This is a genomic window from Lachnoanaerobaculum sp. ICM7 (assembly GCF_000287675.1).
GTDB lineage: Bacteria > Bacillota > Clostridia > Lachnospirales > Lachnospiraceae > Lachnoanaerobaculum.
On the sequence record NZ_ALJL01000015.1, the window covers coordinates 56,719 to 76,648 of the forward strand.

Here is a 19,930-nt window from a genome sequence, read left to right on the forward strand (position 1 = left end):
TTTTTCTTTAAAGTCTTCTGTAATAACTTAAGTATATCATATAGTTATCTCTTCTTAAAAGTATATGTTGTATTTTCTTTTATAGGATTATAATTATCCAGATAAAGTATCCCGGACAAATCCTTTATTTTATCCCATATATCTCTCAATTCGCCTATTTTCCCGTTTAATTCACTCGAATCTCCCAGATAGACTTCTATTTTTCCTATATATAATGTTATATTATTATCCGAAGAAATTGTAATCTTATCTACCGTTATTCCGTATCCTACCAGAACCTGAGTAATATTTAGCATTTCTTCAAAAACTTTTTCATTTGAGATTGGAAGTTTCTCATATAATACAACTCTTCCGAAATCCAAACCGTCTATTATAGGAATTCCGTCAAGAAGATTATTTGAACTCTCCACCACAATTCCGTCCTTATCAAAATACATATATGAACTCATATATTTTACACAGCCTACAACACTTTTTTCATATACTATGATATCGGCGCTGTTCATTCCGGTTACATATATATCAACCCCTTGAATGAAAGGTATATTGTAATCTTTTTTAAATTTACTTCGTATAAAATTATAAAGTGTTATTTTTGATAATTCATTCGGAAACAGCATTTCCTTCATTTCTTCATCAGTATACCTTGTATTTCCTCCAAAATTGAAATCGGTTATTTTGACCGAGAAAATTCCGACAATTATAAAGGCAAGGCAAAATAAAACAATGTAAAACTTCTTCATATCAGTAGTCCAGCTTTATTGATCTTGCGACACTCAGAACAATTCCCATCTCTCCAAGCAGTACCAAAATAGATGTACCTCCGTAACTTATAAATGGAAGTGAAACTCCGGTATTAGGCAACACTCCCGTTACAACCGCAATATTAAGTATAACCTGCAGAGACAAATGAATTAAAATCCCCACCACAAGATACACGCCTTCAGGATCCTTTACAGAAAATGCTATTTTTATCATTCTATATATTAAAAATACGAATGCACCCATTATAAGTCCCGCACCGAAAAGTCCAAGTTCTTCCACTATTATAGCAAAAATCATATCATTTTGTGACTCAGGAAGGAAAAATTTTTGCATTCCCTGTCCAAGCCCCTTTCCGAAGTAGCTTCCTGAACCTATAGCATAAAGTCCCTGTATTACCTGATATCCTCCGTCTCTGCTGAACTTCTCAGGCTCCGCCCAAACAAGCAGTCTTGTCAAATGATAGTCTCTTGCTCCTCTTTCATATATAAATTTTACAAAAGGTTTTGAGAAAAACAAAATCACACCCATTGCGATTGCACCTACTGTATGAAGTCTCTTATTTGATGTGCCTAAAAAGCTCATACAAAACGCAATTAAAAATATAATTATGGATGTGCTCAAATTTTCAACCATAACCAATACTGTCGGAACAAATACCACTATGAGTAAAATCCAAAGCTTCTTTTCAGCCACCTTTCTGTCTGTCGAATGTAAATCATTTTTATATTTTACCAAATAGTAAGATGTAAAAATAATAATTGCCACCTTTACAAACTCTGAAGGCTGGAATTTTATACCGAACAGATTAATCCATCTTCTTGCTCCGTTTGCATCCCTACCGATAACTAAAACAGCTCCGACAAGCCCGGTCGCAACCACATAAATAGGCTTCGACAATTTTATCCAAAGTTGGTAAGGTGTTAATGATACAATTATCATCAAAACGAGACCCCCTCCAACAAAGACAAGCTGTTTATTTACAAAATAAGCGGAGTTTTTAAATTTCAAATCTGCAGTATATGAACTTGCCGAATAAATCATTATCAAGCCCAACATGAGCAGAAACAAAATAATAAATACAAGACTGTAATCATAAAACCTTCTTTTCTTAATTTCATTTTTTTTAGTTTCATTTTTTTTACCGTCATTAACAACCGGTTTCTTAACTCCGACTTTTCTTATTTTATTTTCTTTAGCAGTATCAACTTTTGTTTTTTTCTGTCCGCCTTTTTCTACCTTTATCTTTCTTTTCACGGCTTGGTTTTGCAATTCTTTTTTTGCTACATTTTTAATTTTGGCTTTATTCTTCTTTATATCATCAGCCATATTATCCTAATTCCCTAACACAGTCCTTAAATATTCTTCCACGCTCCTCATAGTTTTTGAACATTCCCCAACTTGCACAGGCAGGTGAAAGAAGTACATATTCTCCCGTTTTTGCTTCATTGGCACATATTTTTACAGCCTCCTGCATGCTGTCGACCGTAACTATATCATTAAAGCCGTGTTTTTTTGCACACTCTTCTATCTTCCCTGCTGTAGCTCCCATAAGTACAAGTTTTTTAACCTTTGTACCGAAGCTCTCTATCCACTCATCATACTCTGAGCCCTTATCATAACCTCCGGCAATAATATATGTTGCCGCAGGCATTGCAAGTACGGCTTGAATAGCCGCATCCGGATTTGTACCCTTTGAGTCGTTATAATATCTGACTCCGTTAACTTCTTTTACAAATTCTATTCTGTGCTCAACGGCATGAAATGCATAACATGAATTTACAATACTGTCTATAGGTACACCGTATGAAGATGATATCGCTATTGCGGCCATAACATTCTCATAATTATGTCTGCCAAGTATATTTAACTTCTTTGTATCCAAAATTTCTTTTGCAACACCGTCTTTACTCTGCATAATAATATCTTTATCCAGATAAAATCCGTTTTCAAGCTTTCTCTTGCTTGAAAAGAATACGACTTTAGCTTTTACCCTGTCTGCAAATTCTCTTAAAGCCTCATCTTCATAGTTTAAAATACAAAAATCATCTTCAGTTTGATTTTTGCTTATATATTCTTTTACTTTGATATAGTTTTCCATAGTATGATGTCTGTTTAAATGGTCCGGAGTTATATTCAAAATAGCCGATATATTCGGTCTGAAGTCAATAATCGTTTCCAATTGGAATGATGATGTCTCAAGTACCGTAACCGAATCTTCATCCGTTTTATCTGCAATATCTGTATACGGTATTCCTATATTTCCAACCGTAAAGCTGCTTTTTGCAAAATTTGACATTATCTCGCCGACAAGTGATGTTGTAGTTGTCTTACCGTTTGTACCTGTTATAGCTATCAATCCGCCTCTATCGTATTTAAACCCAAGCTCAATTTCGCTCCATATAGGAATGTTATTTTCTTTAAGTACCTGTACAAAATCAGTCTCCAGATCTATTCCCGGACTTATAACAAGATATGACATATCCTCTAAATCCGACTTTTTTAATTCCCCGAGAATAATATCTATGTTTTTGTGATATGCCTTATCAAACTTTGCAAGTATTTCTTCTTTATTAAGTTCTTTATTACTGTCAAAGAGTACTACCGCCTCATTATTTTTTAAAAGTAATGTGGCGGCTGATATACCGCTCTTTCCTAAGCCCGCAACTCCAATCATATTGCCTCCTACATAAACAGATAAACTAAAATACCAAGTATTACGGTAACTATACCAAATACTGTTACAGTCCTTGTCTCAGACCAGCCACAGAGTTCAAAATGGTGATGTATAGGTGCCATCTTAAAAAATCTTTTGCCTTTTGTGGCTTTAAAATATCCAACCTGAATGATTACTGATATTACCTCTATCATATATATAAATCCGATAACTGCAATAAATACAGGTATCCTGCACATAAGTGCATATGATGCTACAAAACCTCCAAGTGCCAAAGAACCTGTGTCTCCCATAAATACCTTGGCAGGGTAAGCGTTAAATATCAAAAATCCCATAAGACTGCCTATAACCGCACCGGTAACAGGTGTAACCGAAAAACCGCCTTTTAATCCTATAAGCATAAAGAATAATGCTACTATAACTGTAACGCTTGAGCATAATCCGTCAAGTCCGTCGGTAAAATTCACACCGTTATCCGTTCCCAGTATTACAAACAAGGCAAAAGGTATCCATATAACACCAAGCTTTAATATTATACCTTTATCAAATGAACCTGTAAAAGGTATAAGAACACCGTAATCAAGTCCGTATATTTTATACAGATATATTATAAAAATCACACTGACTGCAAGCTGAAGTATAAATTTTTGTGATGACTTCAGTCCTTCAGACTGTTTTTTCTTTATCTTCAGCATATCATCCAAAAAACCTATTATACCATAGGATATAGTAAATAAGAATACTACCGCCACTTCTTTATACTTAGGTATCAAAAACAGGCTTGCAGCCAATATGCCGGCCAAAAATGAAATTCCGCCCATCGTGGGAGTACCTGTCTTCTTCAAATGTTCCTTAGGGCCGTCATCTCTTACCATCTGTCCGAATTTAAGCCTGTGCAAAACAGGAATAAACAAAGGACATGCAATTGCAGTAACAACAAAACCTATCAATAATGCAATCAATGTATCTCTTAACATAATATCTCCAAAATTTTATTCTTCTCCCTCTCCGGCAGGTACTCCGGGAAGTCCGTTTCCGCCGTCGTTAGGTATTACTTCTTCTGTAGAATAGTTCTTTGACTCCTCTTGCTTTTGAGTATTACCGTCTGTAATACCCTCTGCTGTCGGGAATGCACTTACATCTATACTTTCGTCTACCTTTGAATATATATTCATATATGGCAATACTTCAGTCATGATTTTTGAGAACAAAGAGCTTGCATATGCAGATCTTGCCTGATCCGCCACATGAGGAGTATCCACAAGAACATAGCATACAACTTCCGGTGCCTGTGCAGGTACGCTTCCTATAAATGAAACCAAATAATTTCCGTTTCCTCTGGGATACTTCTCTGCAGTACCGGTCTTTCCACCGACATCATAACCCGCAACCGCTGCGGCACTACCTGTTCCTTCAGCCACAGTTCTTCTAAGCGCTTCATTTATAAATGCAGTGGTATGTGCAGAAACCGTCTCTCTTACAAGCTCAGGCTCAATATTTTCTATTATTGCACCTTTTGAATTCAAAATCTGTTTTACAACATGAGGTTGATAATATGAACCTCCGTTTACAACGGATGAATACGCAGCCGCAAGTTGAATCATAGTTGTATTATAATTCTGTCCAAAAGAGTTTGTTGCAAGATCCGTTGCGCTTGCATTATCTGCAGTATGTATAAGTCCGCTTGTATCCGCTTCTCCCGGCAAATCTATTGCTGTCTTTGAACCGAATCCGAATACCTTTTGATACTCATAAAATTTCTGACTTCCTTCAGCTCTTGAAATATCCATCATGGCCACATTACATGACTCCATAATAGCCTCGGTAACATTCAATACACCGTGACCGTTTCTGTTGGCGCATCTTATCTTCCATCCGCCGACTTCTTCAAATCCCTTACAGTCATAGCTTTCATTGCCTGTTATAACCCCCTCTTCCATGGCGGAAGCTACCGTAAATACCTTTGACGGCGAGCCCGGCTCATATGTATCGCTGACAGCGTAGTTTCTCCATATATTACTGAGCGCGTCCACCTTTGCCTTATCATCCATCTCGGCCTGCTGTTCAGGTGAGTAATAATTATTCAAATCTCTGGGATTATTCAAATCAAATGTTCTGCTGGTAGCCAAAGCAAGAATTTCACCGTTATTAGGATTCATCACTATAGCCGCAGTCATATTTGAACCTGTAGAACTTTGCCATTCGGCAATATGTTTTTCTACAATCTTTTGGATATTCAAATCGATGGTCGAAACCACCTTATTTCCGTCTGTAGGATTTTTAATCACTCTTTCAAGAGACGATTCATCATTTAAATATCCGTATTCTCTGCCCGATACCCCGATTAATTGATCATTGTAATACTGCTCTATTCCGGAATTACCGCTCAAATCTTCATTATTTGCAAAGCCTATAACATTACATGCACTTGAACCGTAAGGATATCTTCTTACATAACTTTCTTCAAACCAGATACCGTATACTCTTTCAGAGCTTTTACTCTCTTTGTAAGACTTATTGTACTCTTCTTTTTTTTCGTCAAAAGCCGTTTTTTGCTCATAACTTATATCTTTAGCATATTTTACATATGAGCTGTCCGACTTTTCTGCAATAGTACTTCTCAAATCATCGGCGCTGTATCCGAAAACTTCACTCAATATAGATACTGTAGCATTTAGGTAATCTTCCTGATTGCCGTTTATTTGTTTCGGATCGATTATCAAATTATAAACCTTTTCACTTGTGGCAATATATGTTCCGTTTCTATCAAGTATATCGCCTCTTTTGTAAGGTATATCTCTTGAATCATATTTTTGCTGTGACAAAATCTTCTGATTGTATTCCTTAGCCTTACTTTTTTGTAACATAAAAATCTTAAAAAACAATGCAGCGAAAGCAAGTATAATCATAAACAGGATGATTACAAGCCTTCCCTGCAAATTATCTAAAGGATTGGAAGTACCTCCGTCCTTACCTTTGTTATTATTTCCCTTTTTATCTCGGGATATCTTCAAATTGTCTGACATATTCACTTTCCGTTTTTTCGTATGTTATAACCTGATTCTTCTTAGCATAAATCATACCCAACTTATTTGTAGCTACATCATATATATGATCCAAATCAACGTAAGTCGCAATCATATTCTCCAGCGAATCATTTTCATTTCTCAACTTTTCAAGATTTGACTCATTTTTTTGTGTCTGCTTTATAGTGGAAGTCAACTTTGACTGTATTGCAATGTAATTTGCACACAAAAACAACATGGCTATCATAGCTGCTGAAAACACAATAAGATAGGGGAAGTCCATGGATATTGCTCTTTCCCTGTTTTTTCTTATCATTCTGCCTTTTTTTGTTGCTTCACCTTCTGAAGACTTAGGTGCTTTTTTCGGAACGGCCGTTTCCACTTTTCTTACAACATTACCGTCTACATAATATTCTATCTCTGTACCCTGCTTTTTCTTCGTTCCTTGCCTTTTTCTCTTAACAGTTTCTTTCATTTAGACTCCCTTTTCAAATACTCTAAGTTTTGCACTTTTGGATCTGGAATTTTCCTCCAGTTCCTCCTCACTTGGCAGTATCGCCTTTCTCGTAATAACTCTTCCCTTTGATTTATTCCCGCAAACACAGACAGGAAACTTTTTCGGACAAACACATGGTGACTCGGCTTTTTTGAATGCCTGCTTTACTATTCTGTCCTCCAAAGAATGAAATGTGATAACAGACAACCTTCCGCCCGGTTTCAATAAATCAATCATTACATCTAATGAATCGGTTAAAACCTCAAGCTCTTTGTTCAATTCAATCCTTATGGCCTGAAATGTTCTCTTTGCAGGATGCCCTCCTGTTACCTGTATTTTCATAGGAATAGAAGCTTTTATAATATCTACCAGCTCAAATGTGGTTTCTATTCTCTTCTTATTCCTATACTCAACAATATGTTTTGCAATATTCTTTGCAAATCTGTCTTCACCATAGTCTCTGATGATATGAAAGAGTTCCGACTCCGAATAATCGTTTACAATATCAGACGCCTTTAACTCGTTTCTGTCATCCATTCTCATATCAAGCGGAGCATCAAATCTATAGGTAAAACCTCTTTCGGCAGTATCAAGCTGATATGAAGACACCCCAAGGTCAATGTATATTCCGTCAACCTTGCCTATGTTTTCTCTTTTTAATATATTTTCTATATTAACATAGTTGTCTCTTATAATAATAACATTATTAATGTAATCATTCAATCTTTGAGTAGCAGCCTTAATAGCATCCGAGTCCCGGTCAATTCCTATGAGTTTACCGCTTTCCAGTCGTTTAACCACTTCTAAGGCATGTCCTCCACCACCTAAAGTGCCGTCAACATAGTAGCCGTCGGCTTTTATATTCAAAGATTCTATCACTTCATTCAAAAGCACCGATTTGTGATTGAAAGTCATAATAAATCCCATCCCTATAATATCTGCGGAGGATATACCTAAGCACAACTCCACCACTATAAGAATATTAGACTACTCCGGTAAAAAAATCAAGTTTTTATATTCTTAAAATTAATATGCACCCGAAAATAAACTTTATTTCCCGGTGCATATCATTTAAATATTTAAAAATCCTATAGTTGACATTAAAAGCATAAACAAAAATAAAATAAACATTATTATTGCTTTTATAAAACTGTACTTTAAATGTTCCTCATTCTTGAAATATTTTATTGCATCCAACAGACAACTAACTGAAAACAATAAAAATATCAAAGGGAAAAATATTGCATACTTATTTGGTGATAAAAATGCGAATACCACCATCACTATGATAACAATCGCAAGTATCACATGCATTACATCCCTGAACAAAAGAAAACCCTGCTTCCTTCTACCTGTCATCTCCTTTACCCAATGTAGCCACCATCACCGCCTTAATAGTGTGCATACGATTTTCAGCTTCATCAAACACCACTGATTTTGCGCTTTCAAATACATCCTCAGTTACCTCGTATCCCTTTACGGCAGGCAGACAGTGCATAAATATTGTACTTTCCTTTCCTGTTTTTTTCATCAGTTCCTTATTTACCTGATAAGGTCTTAAAAGTTCGATTCTTTCCTTCGCTTTATCCTCCTCACCCATTGAAGCCCAGACATCTGTATATATCACATCCGCATCCTTAACAACATCTACATTTTCACTTATGATAAGTTTTGCTCCTGAACTGTTCGCATATCCTTCACATATTTTAAGCAGATCCTTATTCGGATGTAGTGATTTCGGAGCCAGAACCGTCATATTCACTCCAAGTTTTGTCATTCCGATCATAAGAGAGTTTGCCATATTGTTTCTGCCGTCACCGACATAAACAAAATTTAATCCTTCAATATTTCCGAAATGTTCCTTCATGGTAAGCAGATCTGCCAGAATCTGTGTCGGATGATACTCATCCGTAAGGCCGTTCCATACCGGTACGCCTGCATACTTTGCAAGCTCTTCCACTGTAGAATGTTTAAAGCCTCTAAACTCTATTCCGTCAAACATTCTTCCGAGAACTCTTGCCGTATCGGCAACACTTTCCTTATGTCCAAGTTGTATATCATCCTTACCCAGATATTCAGGAAATGCTCCTTCATCTCTTGCACCTACGACAAAAGCACATCTTGTTCTTGTTGAAGGTTTTTCAAACAGCAGTGCTATATTTTTGCCTTTCAATCTGTCTCCGGTAATACCTTTTTTCTTCTCCGCCTTAAGCTTTGCAGCCAAGTCCAGCAAATATTCTATCTCATCTCTTGAAAAGTCCTTCAGTGTAAGAAAATGTCTTCCAAATAAATTCATAAATATACTCCTTTCTCAATATTTTAACAGTATATCATATAAATATAAATTTGTCTGTATAAAAATTCACTCATTTTCTTCTTTGTCTTGCAGCCTCATACATCAGTATGCTTCCGGCAACCGCGGCATTCAAAGACTCCACCTCACCAAGCATAGGTATTTTAACCTTATCTTCCACTATATCTAAAACTTCCTTTGAGATTCCTGCAGCCTCATTACCTATTATAAATGCAATATCTTTTTTATAATCCGGAGCATCGTATTCAATTGCTCCTTCAAGACTAGTTGCATAAATATTAATATTTTTTGAATAAAGCTTTTCTATAACTTCTTTAAGATCCTTTACATAAATAAAAGGAACTCTGAAAATCGATCCCATCGTAGAGCGTATAACCTTAGGATTATAGATATCCACCGTAGTTTCATTCATTATAATACCTGAAATTCCCGCTCCCTCTCCGGCCCTAATCAATGTACCGAGATTTCCGGGATCCTGAAGGCTGTCAAGAATAAGCAAACTATGAGAAGTATCTCTTTTTTCCAATATTTTTTCAAGCGTATATTCTTTTCTTTTTACAACAGCCATTACACCCTGTGGAGTTTTTGTATCGGATACCGACTCAAATATTCTGTCACTTACCGTCTCATACTCCGGATAGATTTCAGACAATATTTTCACATTTTCAGCCTCAAAGCTTTCACTTGCAAATACGTCCAATATCTCATCCTTTTTAAGTTCTTTAAACATTCTGATGCCCTCAATAATATAGGCATTATATTTTTTTCTGGCATTGCTCTTTTTTATAAGTGCCGCCAGATCTTTTATCTTCTTATTTCCTGATGAAGTAATCATTAGCTTCTCCCATATCACCGACCTGTTTTTATATTTTCCAGATCTTTTATCCACAAAGCCTTACTTGCATCACTTGGCATTCTAAGATCACCTCTTGGAGATATTGCAATACTTCCGACCTTAGGGCCGTCAGGCAGTGCAGATCTCTTAAACTGCTGTGAGAAAAATCTTGAATAAAAAATATTCAACCATTTTAAAATTGTCTCTGCATCGTAGAGATCCTTAAATGCTTTCTTTGCCATTCTGTATATCTTTGAAGGCATAAAACCGAAACGAAGTGCATTGTATAAAAAGAAATCATGTAATTCATACGGTCCCACAAGATTTTCCGTCTTTTGTGCTATCTGTCCGTTCTCAGGCGGTAAAAGCTCAGGGGATACAGGTGTATCAAGAATATCATACAATATATCCGCTATTTTCTTATCCTCTGTGGTATCAGCATAGTAATTTACCAAATGTCTTACCAAAGTCTTCGGTATGGATGCATTCACACCATACATTGACATATGATCACCGTTATACGTTGCCCATCCAAGTACCAGCTCAGACAAATCACCCGTTCCTACAACAATTCCATTGTCTCTGTTTGCTATATCCATAAGAATCTGTGTTCTTTCTCTGGCCTGTGCATTCTCATACGTAATATTTTTTACATTTATATCATGTCCGATATCAATAAAATGCCTCTTTATGGATTCAACTATTGAGATTTCTTCCAAAGTTGCACCAAAGCTTTTTGTAAGTTCACAGGCGTTATTATATGTTCTGTCTGTAGTTCCGAATCCCGGCATTGTAACAGCCTTTATGCCGCTTTTATCAAGTCCCAGCATATCATAAGTCTTCGCACATACAAGAAGTGCCAGAGTGGAATCCAGTCCTCCCGAAATTCCAAGGATAACATTTTTTGCACCGATGTGCATGAGTCTTTTCTTAAGTCCAAGTGCCTGTATTGTGAGTATCTCCTCACATCTTTCATTTCTCTTTGACATATCATCAGGTACAAAAGGCTTCGGATCGAAGTTTCTCTCAAGTTCAAGCTCTTCATCCTCAAGCTCAAACTCCATAACCAGGTAATCTTTACGATCACGCTCTTTGCCTTCTGCTATTTTAAATGTAGTCTGCTTTCTTCTTTCCAAATTAAGCCTGTTTACATCTATCTCTATTCTTACGGCTTCATTTTTAAACCTTGTACTTTCGGCCAGAATTTTACCGTTTTCCGCTATTATTCCCTGTCCTCCAAATACCAGATCCTGAGTAGATTCTCCCTCTCCTGCATTTGCATAAATATAGCTGCATATGAGTTTCTTTGAATGATTGCTTATCAAGCTGTCACGGTATGCCTTTTTACCTACTATATCATTTGATGCCGAGGCATTGATAATAACATTTGCACCTGCAAGTGCATGTCCTATGCTTGGCGGATCGGCAACCCAAAGATCCTCACATATCTCACCTGCCAAAACAAGTCCGGGTATATTTGTACATTCAAACAATATCTTTGAACCCATAGGGATTACATCATCAAAAAGGTCTACCCATACCCCATTTTCAAATCCCTTATTAAAATACCTCTCCTCGTAAAACTCACCGTAATTTGGCAGATTTATTTTATTTATAAGTCCGAGCATCAATCCGTTTGATATAACCGCTACAACATTATAAAGCTTTCCTTTATAATCCCAAGGCAGCCCCAGAAAAATAATAGATTTATGTCCCTTTGTAAAATCAACTATTTCTTTCAACGCCTTCTTGGCTTCACTTATCAGTGTATCCTGAAAAAATAAATCATTACATGTATATGCACTCAGACAAAGCTCCGGAAATACTATGATACTGCTTTTATTTTCCCATTCTTTTTCTATGGCCTTTTTTATACTTTCCTTGTTATAGTCCACATCACATACCCTGATATCAGGTGATACACTTGCAACTCTTATAAAACCGTCTCTCATATTTTCTCTTTCACATCTCCAAAAACAAAATCACAGAGTTTCTCATATTCCTTATAAAACTCATTATCTTCCAGGTCTTTCAATGCATCAAGTATACCGTAATAGTACATTGCCTGCTTTACCTTATCTTTCTCATTAAACCTAAGTAAAAAATCATTTCCAAGACTTAGATAATCTCTTGCCGAGTTTCTGATATTTGACAGTTTATCTCCAAGAGCTATTATCTTTACTTCTATTGATTCATTTTTCAAAGTTTTTAATGTATGCATCTTTCTTTCAATCCATGTCTTTGACTTATCCTCAGATTCACTCCCTACAAGATCCGCCACTTTTTTTCCGAATTTTTTTTCTATCTCGGTTATGGTAACGGAAGTATCTTCAACTGTATCATGTAGTAATGATGCTACTCTTACTTCTTCATTGTCTGTAATCAAGGATACAATGGTACATACCTCCAAAGGATGGGTAATATACGGTATTGTGCTCCCCTTTCTGAACTGGCCCTCATGTGCCTTAATTGCAAATTTCACCGCTTTTTCTATCATAACAACTCCTTTAATTATTATATTTTTCTTAAGTCAATTTTTAACTTGAAGTTTTTTTTTAAGTCTGTTATTCTAGTCAAAGATTGCTTGTACAATTGAAAGTGAGGAAAATCCATGGCAGATGAAAATAATGTAAATGAAAAACCCAAAAAAAGGAAGTTTTCAAAACTCAAATATATAATAGCATTTATATTCTTAAATGTAATCATATTTTTTGCTGTAACCTCACAGCCTCATTTCGAAATTTCCACGGTGGCGGATTCCGATTCCAAATCTGTAGAAATAAGAGTGACTCAAAAGAGCTTTTTCCCATTGCAAAGTTTTACAATGACTCTTGACGACTCTCCGCTCTCATATACCAAGAACGGTAATACATATGTGGCTACAGCAACAAAGAACGGTACTCTGGAAGTAGTTGCTACAAATCTGAATACAATGTCTCAGACTATATATGAAAGAATAGATAATATCGACTCCACCGCACCTACTATATTTGCACAGTTGGTGAAAAAAGGCGTTCTTAATATAACATTTGAGGACGGACATTCAGATATTGACTATGACAGCATCTACGCAATAGACAGTGATGACAGAAAGTTAAAGCCTTCAAAAATAGATGAAGAAGAGGGCAGAGCTACATTTGAATTTGATACTTACTCTATAAAGGCGTATGTTTCCGATACGGCGGGGAATGAAGGAGAAGTTGAATTTAACAACAGCGAAGTCAACCAAACAAAACTTGTTTCTGCTGAAGGTACAGAAGTAAATGATATTCCTGTTGAAGAATCCGGAAATAATGAAAATGATATCTCCGATCAGACTACTTTCGATGTCGGAAATTTAAATGAAAAACCGCCCAAGAAAAATGATGACTATTTATACGAAAAACATTAATATAATTAAAATAATAAAAAAACTCCATTCCAAACGGACCGGAGTTTTTTTTATTATTTATATGTCAGTCTATGTAATTCTCCTGTAAGCTGCATTTTTTCAAAACCGTTTTGTGATAATGCTTCGTACAAGATAATTGCCACTGAATTTGACAGATTCAGACTTCTGATATCTCCCCACATAGGTATTCTTATACAGGTATCTTCATTTTCTGAAAGTATCTCTTCAGGTATTCCTGCACTTTCTTTACCGAACATTATATAATCATCCGGCTTATACTCTACGTCCTTGTAAGTATGATGTGCCTTTGTAGTTGCAAAATACATATGCTCTCTTGCCACAGGATTCTTTTCATAAAATTCATTTATATCGGAATATATTGTAACATCAAGATTCTTCCAATAGTCCATACCTGCGCGCCTTATCTCTTTTTCATTGATTCTGAAGCCCAAAGGCTCTATCAGATGAAGCCTTGTGCCCGTTGCTACACAGCTTCTTCCTATATTTCCTGTATTTGCAGGTATTTCAGGTTCAAGTAAAACTATATTCATGAAAGACTCCTTACAAACTTCTCAATTCTTGAGATTGCTTCCTTAAGTCTTTCCATAGAATATGCATATGATACTCTGACATAGCCCTCTCCGCTTGCACCGAATGCCGTGCCGGGAACTATAGCGGTCTTTTGCTCTTCCAACAATCTTGTTGCAAATTCTTCCGATGTCATATTAAATCTTTTTATACTCGGAAATACATAAAATGCTCCCTGCGGTTCAAAGCAGGTCATTCCGAGTTCATCAAATTTATGTAAGAGAAATCTTCTTCTTTGATTGTATGACTCTCTCATTTTTGCCACATCTTCATCTCCATGTGCCAGAGCCTCAACAGCGGCATACTGACTTGTAGTAGGTGCACACATAATGGCATATTGATGAATCTTTGTCATCTGAGCAATAATTTCCTTAGGACCTGTAGCATATCCAAGTCTCCATCCCGTCATGGCATAGGATTTCGAAAAACCGTTTATAAGTATGGTTCTTTCTTTCATTCCTTCTACCTGAACTATTGAGGCATGTTCTCCTTCATATGTAAGTTCACAGTATATTTCATCGGATATTACATACAAATCTTTTTCTATGCAAACTTTTGCTATCTCTTTTAACTCGTTTATATTAAGAATCGATCCTGTAGGATTGTTTGGAAAAGGTAAAATAAGTATCTTTGTCTTATCTGTTACTTTTTCCAGGATTTGACTTGCTTTTAACTTAAAACCGTCTTCAGCTTTGAGTTCAATTATTACAGGTTTTCCTCCTGCCAAAATTGTGCAAGGCTCGTAGGAAACATATGAAGGCTGAGGTATCAAAACTTCATCGCCTGCATCAAGCATTGCTCTGAGCGCAATATCAATACCTTCACTGCCTCCTACCGTAATTATAATTTCGTCTTTCGGATTATATCCTACATTAAGCTTTCTTATAAGATACTTTCTTATTTCTTCTCTAAGCTCCGGCAAGCCTGAGTTTGATGTATAAAAAGTTCTTCCCTTTTCAAGAGAATATATACCTGCATCTCTTATAAAATAAGGTGTATCAAAGTCAGGCTCTCCAACTCCCAAAGATATTGCATCTTCCATAGTATTGACTATGTCAAAAAACTTTCTGATACCTGAGGGTTTTATTGATGTTATTGTTTTTGATAATGGATTTCTCATGGTGTTATCAGCTGCCTCTCATCTTTTTTCTTTGCAGATAATATTGTTCCATGGTCTTTATATTTTTTCAATACAAAATGTGTTGCGGTTGAAAGCACTGAATCCATAGGCGCCAATTTATCAGAGACAAATTGTGCCACTTCTCTCATTGTTCTTCCTTCAATAAAAACAGTAAAGTCAAACGCTCCACTCATCAAATATATTGCATTTACTTCAGAGAATTGGTAAATTCTTTCAGCAATATTATCAAAGCCCATACCCTTTTGAGGTGTAACTCTTACTTCAATAAGTGCATTCACCTTTTCATTGGCTGTTTTTTCCCAATTGATTAATGTATGATAACCACATATCACACCTTCTTTTTCCATATCGGAAATCTCATTTGCAACGGCCACCTCATCTTCACCCAATAAAACAGCCAACTCCGCAATATCAATTCTGGAATTTTTTTCAATTACCGATAATATCTTCTCTCTCATCTTTTATCACCTTAAAAATTTCATCCTGCAAAGGCCTGTTCACATATTCTACAGATTCCTTATCTGTAATCACTTTATCAAGGCCGTCTGTAAGACAACCTATTACCTGTGCAGTAATCCCTCTTTCCTCCAAGTATTTACAGGCAGATATAGGGTCCTCACTCAAAACTATCTTGCCTTCGCTTAAAAGTCTATATATATTTATTCCGAAATATTCACAAATCTCAATACAAATCTGTATGGTACTTATTTTTTTTATTTCTATCTCAAAACCCAGTCCACGAGACTTTGCCAAATTATATAATACTTTTAGGATTCCACCTTCCGAAACATCTACCGTTTCACCGTTTACCTCTGAAAATATACTGTCTATATCTACAGGAGCACATTCAGATCTGTCATTATTTATGGGAGATGAATATCTCCCATAATAACCTTTTTCTTTGACATGCTTTTCTATACTCTCTATATATACTTTATTAAAATACCTGTTCAGATCTTCACGGTATTTTTTTGCCAGTATTAAAGAGCCCTTAAGTCCGGCATATCCGCAAAAAATTATATATTTTTTCATTACTGTCCTGCATTGATGTTCGGATCAAAACCCGGGCCCTGACTGACATCAACAGAATTATCTGCAGGTCCGTTATCTGCAGGAGCATCATTTGCAGTCTCTCCGCCACCTTCAGTATTTTCTACAGGTGCAGCTGTAGGAGCAGGAGCATCCACTCTGGTACCTCTGATATAAATATCGTCAGCCATTCTGTAAGTATCACTTGATACCAATTCTCTGCTTACCTCAACTCCGTTTTCCTTTACAACTTTCCAAAGTTTTGAAACTCTTCCCTTATGTCCGTCAGATTCCTTTCTGACATATCCAACCGGCTTTGAAGGATCGTCTTTATAAGTCTTTCCCTTAGGCGTTTCATTGATTACTTCAGAAACAAATTCAATAGTTCTGTCTCCGGATCTGTCTTCCTTACCCCAAATAGTGAATGTAACATTTCTTCCGGATGTCACAGCCTCTACATATATAGGAGTACTTCTGTTGTTTGTAACCTTTATATCCTTATAATCTCCGGCAATTGCAGCATCACCGCTTGGCTGTACATAACCTACAATCATTGAGTGATTTTTTCTCTCTGTTATTTTTACTTCAGCTCTCAGCGCAGCCTGATATAATGTTGTTGCAATCTGACAAGCGCCTCCGCCTACACTGTCTACAACCAATCCGTTTTGATAAGCCTTTGCCATCTTATATCCGTTTTTGATTGTGAAAGGTTGCATTCTTTCATAACCCGATATTGTTTCACCCGGCATCAAAAGCACACCGTCCATCTTCTCGGTTCCGACAGCAATATTTGTAGCTCTCTCAGATGTGGAAGATGAATAATTTGTTGTAAATGTACCAAGTACATCCTTTATATCTTTCAAATCCTCAGCCTTAACAGTTGCTGCCTGCTTCGTCACCTGTGCTTCTATGGTATCTTCTCCGCTTTTTAGAATCGCTTCCTTAAGCTTGTCTACAGTAGATTCCTTATCTACTGCATATCCGTCATGTTCAGGTGTTATCTCAAATGCACCGTTGACTCTTTTTATAGTCGCATTAACAGGTGCATTAGGATTCTTACTGTTGGCTCTCTTAAAAAATGCATTTAAAGCTTCTTCATTAAATTCTATATCGGGAGTAATGCTTTCAGGATTTTCTATAAGACCTGCACTTTTTGCAAATCGTTCAATCATATTTCCCGATGTATATTTGCCCGCTTCAGAGAGTATATACTCTTTATTTTCTATGCTTGCACCAAGATCCGAAAAGCTGCTCTCTATCTGCTCTCTGTTTACAGATAATATAAACTTCTTCTCATCAACTTTATTCTGAAGTTTTTCCAAAGCTTCACTAAGTGCAGTCATTGTCTTAACACCGTCATCCAAGCCACTTACACTGAATCCTTCAGGCAGTCTTCTCTCAGCTTTTATTCCTTCATCTTCAGTTACAGCCTCCTGTGTGCTCTCCTGTTCTTTGGTTGTCTCCTCTTCTTTAGCATCACTGTCTGTAGACTTCTTATCGTCGGCTTTTGCCTCCTGCTTTTCGGCCTTGACTTCAAAACTTCCCGCTCTGCTACCTATTCCAAACCCTGCAACAGCCATAAACACAGCCATTGCTGCAGTTATATTTCCTATATTCTTCTTCAACTTTCCCTTGTCCTCTCTAGACCGGCATACCTATATTGACAATGCTGACACTACTACAGGTACCACCATAGCCAGAACTAAAATTGTAACTATAACTATTGATATAATCTGTCTTTTCTTATTCTTCATATAAACCTCTTTTCTTTATGGGATAAACTATACTTGTATGATTTTAGTGAAATGTTTTCAGTCTACAGAATGTAGACTGTAATATTTGCGCTTTATCAGGTAAAATCCATGCTTCCTGATTTTATTTTATCCATCATCCTTTTAGCTTCGGATTCTGAAAGCAAGTCAATATTTACCTTGCATCCAATTCTATGACAGTTTAGTAATTTCTGCAAGTCCTCTTTTGTTCTTTTTCTGATCGGAACGAATTTTTTTATCTTAACTTTCATAGCTTCCGAGCTTATTTCAAGAGTTTTAAAATTTTTTATAATCTCCTGAAATAAAACATGAGTATAGTATGCATCACTAAATGCTCTGTGAGAGTTTTTTCTTTCAATACCAAAGTAATTGCATGCATCAGTAAGATTTTTTCTCACATTCTCGGGAAGTACCCTCTTACATAATTTATATGTATCAATACCTCTTTTCTCAAATTCCAAGCCTGCTCTGTTTGCTTCTTTTTTTACAAAGCTGTAATCAAAAATTGTGTTATGTCCAAGTAGAACATATTCTTCACAAAAGTCCACTATATGATTTATAACCTCATGTATCCTTTTTGCATTCTCAAGCTCGTTTTTACTTATTTTTGTCAATTCAAGTATTTTGTCATCCACCTGCATATCAGGGTTTATAACACAGGAGAAAGTATCAATTATATGTGAATCTTTCACTTTTAAAAGTCCAACTTCAATTATCTTATCTTTTGACAACCTTATTCCGGTAGTTTCAAGGTCAATAGCTATATAATCGGAAATTATCATACTTTGGCACTCGGACAATCGTCTCTTAAAAAACAAATATCACATTTTTCTCTTCTTGCAATACATATGGTCCTGCCAAGAGTTATCAAGTCCGTATTCCAGACTATCCAATGATCTTTTGGAAGTATTTCCATAAGTTCAAACTCTATTTTTACAGGATCGTCACTTTCGGTAAACCCGAGTTTTTTTGTAATCCTTTTTACATGTGTATCTACCACTATACTTGGCAGATCAAATATATTTCCTCTGATTACATTGGCGGTCTTTCTGCCCACTCCCGGAAGAGTTAGAAGGTCATCCAGATTGCTTGGCACCTCTCCTCCAAAGTCAGTCAAAAGCTTTCTTGCACAGGCAATTAAATTTTTAGCCTTATTATGATAAAAACCTATGGAATGTATATCTTTCTCCATTTCAGACAAATCTGCATCGGCAAACTTCTCAAGACTGTCATATTTTTTATACAAATCTCTTGTCACCATATTTACTCTGGCATCTGTACATTGAGCACTGAGTATGGTGGCAAACAGAAGTTGCCACGGAGTATTATACTCCAAATAAATTATTTTTTCCGTACCATATGTTTCATCCAATTTTTTTAAAATTCTTTCAAGTCTTTTATCAATCATACCGTTATCTCTATTTTTCTTCCGCTTGGCTGATATTCATAATATCTTACGCCTGCCGCATTCAACATTCTTTTACTGGCTCTTACGGAAGGGCTTGAGGCATATTTATCCTCCTCATATATTATAGTCTTTATTCCTGCCTGAATTATCGCCTTTGCACATTCATTACATGGAAATAAGGTCACATATATTTTACTTCCCTCTAAAGAACCGCCTCTGTAGTTTAATATTGCATTCAATTCACTATGTGTGGAATACAGATACTTTGCATTATAAGGATCTGTAAGTTCGAATTCTTTTCCCCATGGAAAATCTTCATCGGAGCATCCTCTCGGAAATCCGTTGTATCCCATAGACAGTATCTTGTTATCTTCACTTACTATACAGGCACCTACCTGAGTGTTTGGATCCTTTGATCTTCTTGCACTGAGCTTTGCAACACCTATAAAATATTCATCCCAGTTTATATAATCTTCTCTTTTTTCGCTCAT

At 36.2% G+C, this 19,930-nt stretch carries 21 protein-coding genes; 1 reads left to right on the forward strand and 20 read right to left on the reverse strand.

Annotated features, from left to right (window positions below; translation table 11 throughout):
- Positions 1 to 44 precede the first annotated feature (44 nt).
- The 12 genes from HMPREF1140_RS02545 to HMPREF1140_RS02600 form a co-directional block, all read right to left on the reverse strand.
- Positions 45 to 743 (reverse strand): cell division protein FtsQ/DivIB, encoded by a 699-nt coding sequence (locus HMPREF1140_RS02545; protein ID WP_009662382.1) that lies wholly within the window; start codon positions 741 to 743, stop codon positions 45 to 47.
- 1 nt (position 744) lies between these two features.
- The gene (locus tag HMPREF1140_RS02550; protein ID WP_009662354.1) at positions 745 to 2,091 is read right to left on the reverse strand and encodes an FtsW/RodA/SpoVE family cell cycle protein; all 1,347 of its coding nucleotides are present in this window, start codon (positions 2,089 to 2,091) and stop codon (positions 745 to 747) included.
- A 1-nt stretch (position 2,092) separates the two neighbouring features.
- Complete coding sequence (murD, locus tag HMPREF1140_RS02555) at positions 2,093 to 3,439, reverse strand: UDP-N-acetylmuramoyl-L-alanine--D-glutamate ligase (protein ID WP_009662370.1); 1,347 nt, start codon at positions 3,437 to 3,439, stop codon at positions 2,093 to 2,095.
- A gap of 8 nt (positions 3,440 to 3,447) precedes the next feature.
- Positions 3,448 to 4,416 carry a phospho-N-acetylmuramoyl-pentapeptide-transferase gene (mraY, locus tag HMPREF1140_RS02560; RefSeq protein WP_009662343.1) on the reverse strand — a complete coding sequence of 323 codons (969 nt, stop codon included), beginning with the start codon at positions 4,414 to 4,416 and terminating at the stop codon, positions 3,448 to 3,450.
- Between the two features lie 15 nt (positions 4,417 to 4,431).
- Positions 4,432 to 6,465, reverse strand: a complete 2,034-nt coding sequence (locus HMPREF1140_RS02565) for a peptidoglycan D,D-transpeptidase FtsI family protein (protein WP_009662385.1) — start codon at positions 6,463 to 6,465, stop codon at positions 4,432 to 4,434.
- Positions 6,434 to 6,940, reverse strand: a complete 507-nt coding sequence (locus tag HMPREF1140_RS02570) for a hypothetical protein (RefSeq protein WP_009662312.1) — start codon at positions 6,938 to 6,940, stop codon at positions 6,434 to 6,436. The genes HMPREF1140_RS02565 and HMPREF1140_RS02570 overlap by 32 nt, the downstream gene beginning before the upstream one ends.
- The gene (rsmH, locus tag HMPREF1140_RS02575; protein WP_035619772.1) at positions 6,941 to 7,876 is read right to left on the reverse strand and encodes a 16S rRNA (cytosine(1402)-N(4))-methyltransferase RsmH; all 936 of its coding nucleotides are present in this window, start codon (positions 7,874 to 7,876) and stop codon (positions 6,941 to 6,943) included.
- Positions 7,877 to 8,032: 156 nt separating this feature from the next.
- Complete coding sequence (locus HMPREF1140_RS02580; RefSeq protein ID WP_034242966.1) at positions 8,033 to 8,320, reverse strand: hypothetical protein; 288 nt, start codon at positions 8,318 to 8,320, stop codon at positions 8,033 to 8,035.
- On the reverse strand, positions 8,310 to 9,257 hold the full coding sequence (gene argF, locus HMPREF1140_RS02585) for an ornithine carbamoyltransferase (RefSeq protein ID WP_009662383.1): 948 nt from the start codon (positions 9,255 to 9,257) through the stop codon (positions 8,310 to 8,312). The genes HMPREF1140_RS02580 and argF overlap by 11 nt, the downstream gene beginning before the upstream one ends.
- A gap of 70 nt (positions 9,258 to 9,327) precedes the next feature.
- Positions 9,328 to 10,110, reverse strand: a complete 783-nt coding sequence (locus HMPREF1140_RS02590) for a TrmH family RNA methyltransferase (protein ID WP_009662366.1) — start codon at positions 10,108 to 10,110, stop codon at positions 9,328 to 9,330.
- A gap of 14 nt (positions 10,111 to 10,124) precedes the next feature.
- The gene (locus tag HMPREF1140_RS02595; protein WP_009662377.1) at positions 10,125 to 12,062 is read right to left on the reverse strand and encodes an NAD(+) synthase; all 1,938 of its coding nucleotides are present in this window, start codon (positions 12,060 to 12,062) and stop codon (positions 10,125 to 10,127) included.
- Complete coding sequence (locus HMPREF1140_RS02600) at positions 12,059 to 12,607, reverse strand: HD domain-containing protein (protein ID WP_009662358.1); 549 nt, start codon at positions 12,605 to 12,607, stop codon at positions 12,059 to 12,061. Before HMPREF1140_RS02600 ends, HMPREF1140_RS02595 begins: the two co-directional genes overlap by 4 nt.
- A gap of 114 nt (positions 12,608 to 12,721) precedes the next feature.
- Between HMPREF1140_RS02600 and HMPREF1140_RS02605 the strand changes: the two genes are divergently transcribed.
- Complete coding sequence (locus HMPREF1140_RS02605; protein ID WP_009662365.1) at positions 12,722 to 13,501, forward strand: hypothetical protein; 780 nt, start codon at positions 12,722 to 12,724, stop codon at positions 13,499 to 13,501.
- 53 nt (positions 13,502 to 13,554) lie between these two features.
- On the opposite strand, the gene HMPREF1140_RS02610 is transcribed toward HMPREF1140_RS02605, so the two are convergent.
- The 8 genes from HMPREF1140_RS02610 to HMPREF1140_RS02645 form a co-directional block, all read right to left on the reverse strand.
- On the reverse strand, positions 13,555 to 14,052 hold the full coding sequence (locus HMPREF1140_RS02610) for a tRNA (cytidine(34)-2'-O)-methyltransferase (RefSeq protein ID WP_009662392.1): 498 nt from the start codon (positions 14,050 to 14,052) through the stop codon (positions 13,555 to 13,557).
- Entirely contained in the window at positions 14,049 to 15,209 is a 1,161-nt protein-coding gene (locus tag HMPREF1140_RS02615; RefSeq protein WP_009662380.1) for an aminotransferase class I/II-fold pyridoxal phosphate-dependent enzyme, read from the reverse strand. Before HMPREF1140_RS02615 ends, HMPREF1140_RS02610 begins: the two co-directional genes overlap by 4 nt.
- Positions 15,206 to 15,688 (reverse strand): Lrp/AsnC family transcriptional regulator, encoded by a 483-nt coding sequence (locus HMPREF1140_RS02620; RefSeq protein ID WP_009662310.1) that lies wholly within the window; start codon positions 15,686 to 15,688, stop codon positions 15,206 to 15,208. Before HMPREF1140_RS02620 ends, HMPREF1140_RS02615 begins: the two co-directional genes overlap by 4 nt.
- Complete coding sequence (locus HMPREF1140_RS02625; protein ID WP_009662371.1) at positions 15,660 to 16,262, reverse strand: AIR synthase-related protein; 603 nt, start codon at positions 16,260 to 16,262, stop codon at positions 15,660 to 15,662. The genes HMPREF1140_RS02620 and HMPREF1140_RS02625 overlap by 29 nt, the downstream gene beginning before the upstream one ends.
- Positions 16,262 to 17,884, reverse strand: coding sequence for a VanW family protein (locus HMPREF1140_RS02630; RefSeq protein WP_009662387.1), 1,623 nt, complete (start codon positions 17,882 to 17,884; stop codon positions 16,262 to 16,264). Before HMPREF1140_RS02630 ends, HMPREF1140_RS02625 begins: the two co-directional genes overlap by 1 nt.
- Before the next feature lie 224 nt (positions 17,885 to 18,108).
- Entirely contained in the window at positions 18,109 to 18,813 is a 705-nt protein-coding gene (locus tag HMPREF1140_RS02635) for a 3'-5' exonuclease (protein ID WP_035619766.1), read from the reverse strand.
- Positions 18,810 to 19,439 carry an endonuclease III gene (gene nth, locus HMPREF1140_RS02640; protein WP_009662363.1) on the reverse strand — a complete coding sequence of 210 codons (630 nt, stop codon included), beginning with the start codon at positions 19,437 to 19,439 and terminating at the stop codon, positions 18,810 to 18,812. The genes HMPREF1140_RS02635 and nth overlap by 4 nt, the downstream gene beginning before the upstream one ends.
- Positions 19,436 to 19,930: a deoxycytidylate deaminase gene (locus HMPREF1140_RS02645; protein WP_007593190.1), complete on the reverse strand. Its 495-nt coding sequence runs from the start codon at positions 19,928 to 19,930 to the stop codon at positions 19,436 to 19,438. Before HMPREF1140_RS02645 ends, nth begins: the two co-directional genes overlap by 4 nt.

Coding starts and splice junctions, on each gene's coding strand:
- HMPREF1140_RS02545 (WP_009662382.1), bottom strand. CDS start 743: ATGAAGAAGTTTTACATTGTTTTATTTTGCCTTGCCTTTATAATTGTC.
- HMPREF1140_RS02550 (WP_009662354.1), bottom strand. CDS start 2,091: ATGGCTGATGATATAAAGAAGAATAAAGCCAAAATTAAAAATGTAGCA.
- murD (WP_009662370.1), bottom strand. CDS start 3,439: ATGATTGGAGTTGCGGGCTTAGGAAAGAGCGGTATATCAGCCGCCACA.
- mraY (WP_009662343.1), bottom strand. CDS start 4,416: ATGTTAAGAGATACATTGATTGCATTATTGATAGGTTTTGTTGTTACT.
- HMPREF1140_RS02565 (WP_009662385.1), bottom strand. CDS start 6,465: ATGTCAGACAATTTGAAGATATCCCGAGATAAAAAGGGAAATAATAAC.
- HMPREF1140_RS02570 (WP_009662312.1), bottom strand. CDS start 6,940: ATGAAAGAAACTGTTAAGAGAAAAAGGCAAGGAACGAAGAAAAAGCAG.
- rsmH (WP_035619772.1), bottom strand. CDS start 7,876: ATGACTTTCAATCACAAATCGGTGCTTTTGAATGAAGTGATAGAATCT.
- HMPREF1140_RS02580 (WP_034242966.1), bottom strand. CDS start 8,320: ATGACAGGTAGAAGGAAGCAGGGTTTTCTTTTGTTCAGGGATGTAATG.
- argF (WP_009662383.1), bottom strand. CDS start 9,257: ATGAATTTATTTGGAAGACATTTTCTTACACTGAAGGACTTTTCAAGA.
- HMPREF1140_RS02590 (WP_009662366.1), bottom strand. CDS start 10,110: ATGATTACTTCATCAGGAAATAAGAAGATAAAAGATCTGGCGGCACTT.
- HMPREF1140_RS02595 (WP_009662377.1), bottom strand. CDS start 12,062: ATGAGAGACGGTTTTATAAGAGTTGCAAGTGTATCACCTGATATCAGG.
- HMPREF1140_RS02600 (WP_009662358.1), bottom strand. CDS start 12,607: ATGATAGAAAAAGCGGTGAAATTTGCAATTAAGGCACATGAGGGCCAG.
- HMPREF1140_RS02605 (WP_009662365.1), top strand. CDS start 12,722: ATGGCAGATGAAAATAATGTAAATGAAAAACCCAAAAAAAGGAAGTTT.
- HMPREF1140_RS02610 (WP_009662392.1), bottom strand. CDS start 14,052: ATGAATATAGTTTTACTTGAACCTGAAATACCTGCAAATACAGGAAAT.
- HMPREF1140_RS02615 (WP_009662380.1), bottom strand. CDS start 15,209: ATGAGAAATCCATTATCAAAAACAATAACATCAATAAAACCCTCAGGT.
- HMPREF1140_RS02620 (WP_009662310.1), bottom strand. CDS start 15,688: ATGAGAGAGAAGATATTATCGGTAATTGAAAAAAATTCCAGAATTGAT.
- HMPREF1140_RS02625 (WP_009662371.1), bottom strand. CDS start 16,262: ATGAAAAAATATATAATTTTTTGCGGATATGCCGGACTTAAGGGCTCT.
- HMPREF1140_RS02635 (WP_035619766.1), bottom strand. CDS start 18,813: ATGATAATTTCCGATTATATAGCTATTGACCTTGAAACTACCGGAATA.
- nth (WP_009662363.1), bottom strand. CDS start 19,439: ATGATTGATAAAAGACTTGAAAGAATTTTAAAAAAATTGGATGAAACA.
- HMPREF1140_RS02645 (WP_007593190.1), bottom strand. CDS start 19,930: ATGAGCGAAAAAAGAGAAGATTATATAAACTGGGATGAATATTTTATA.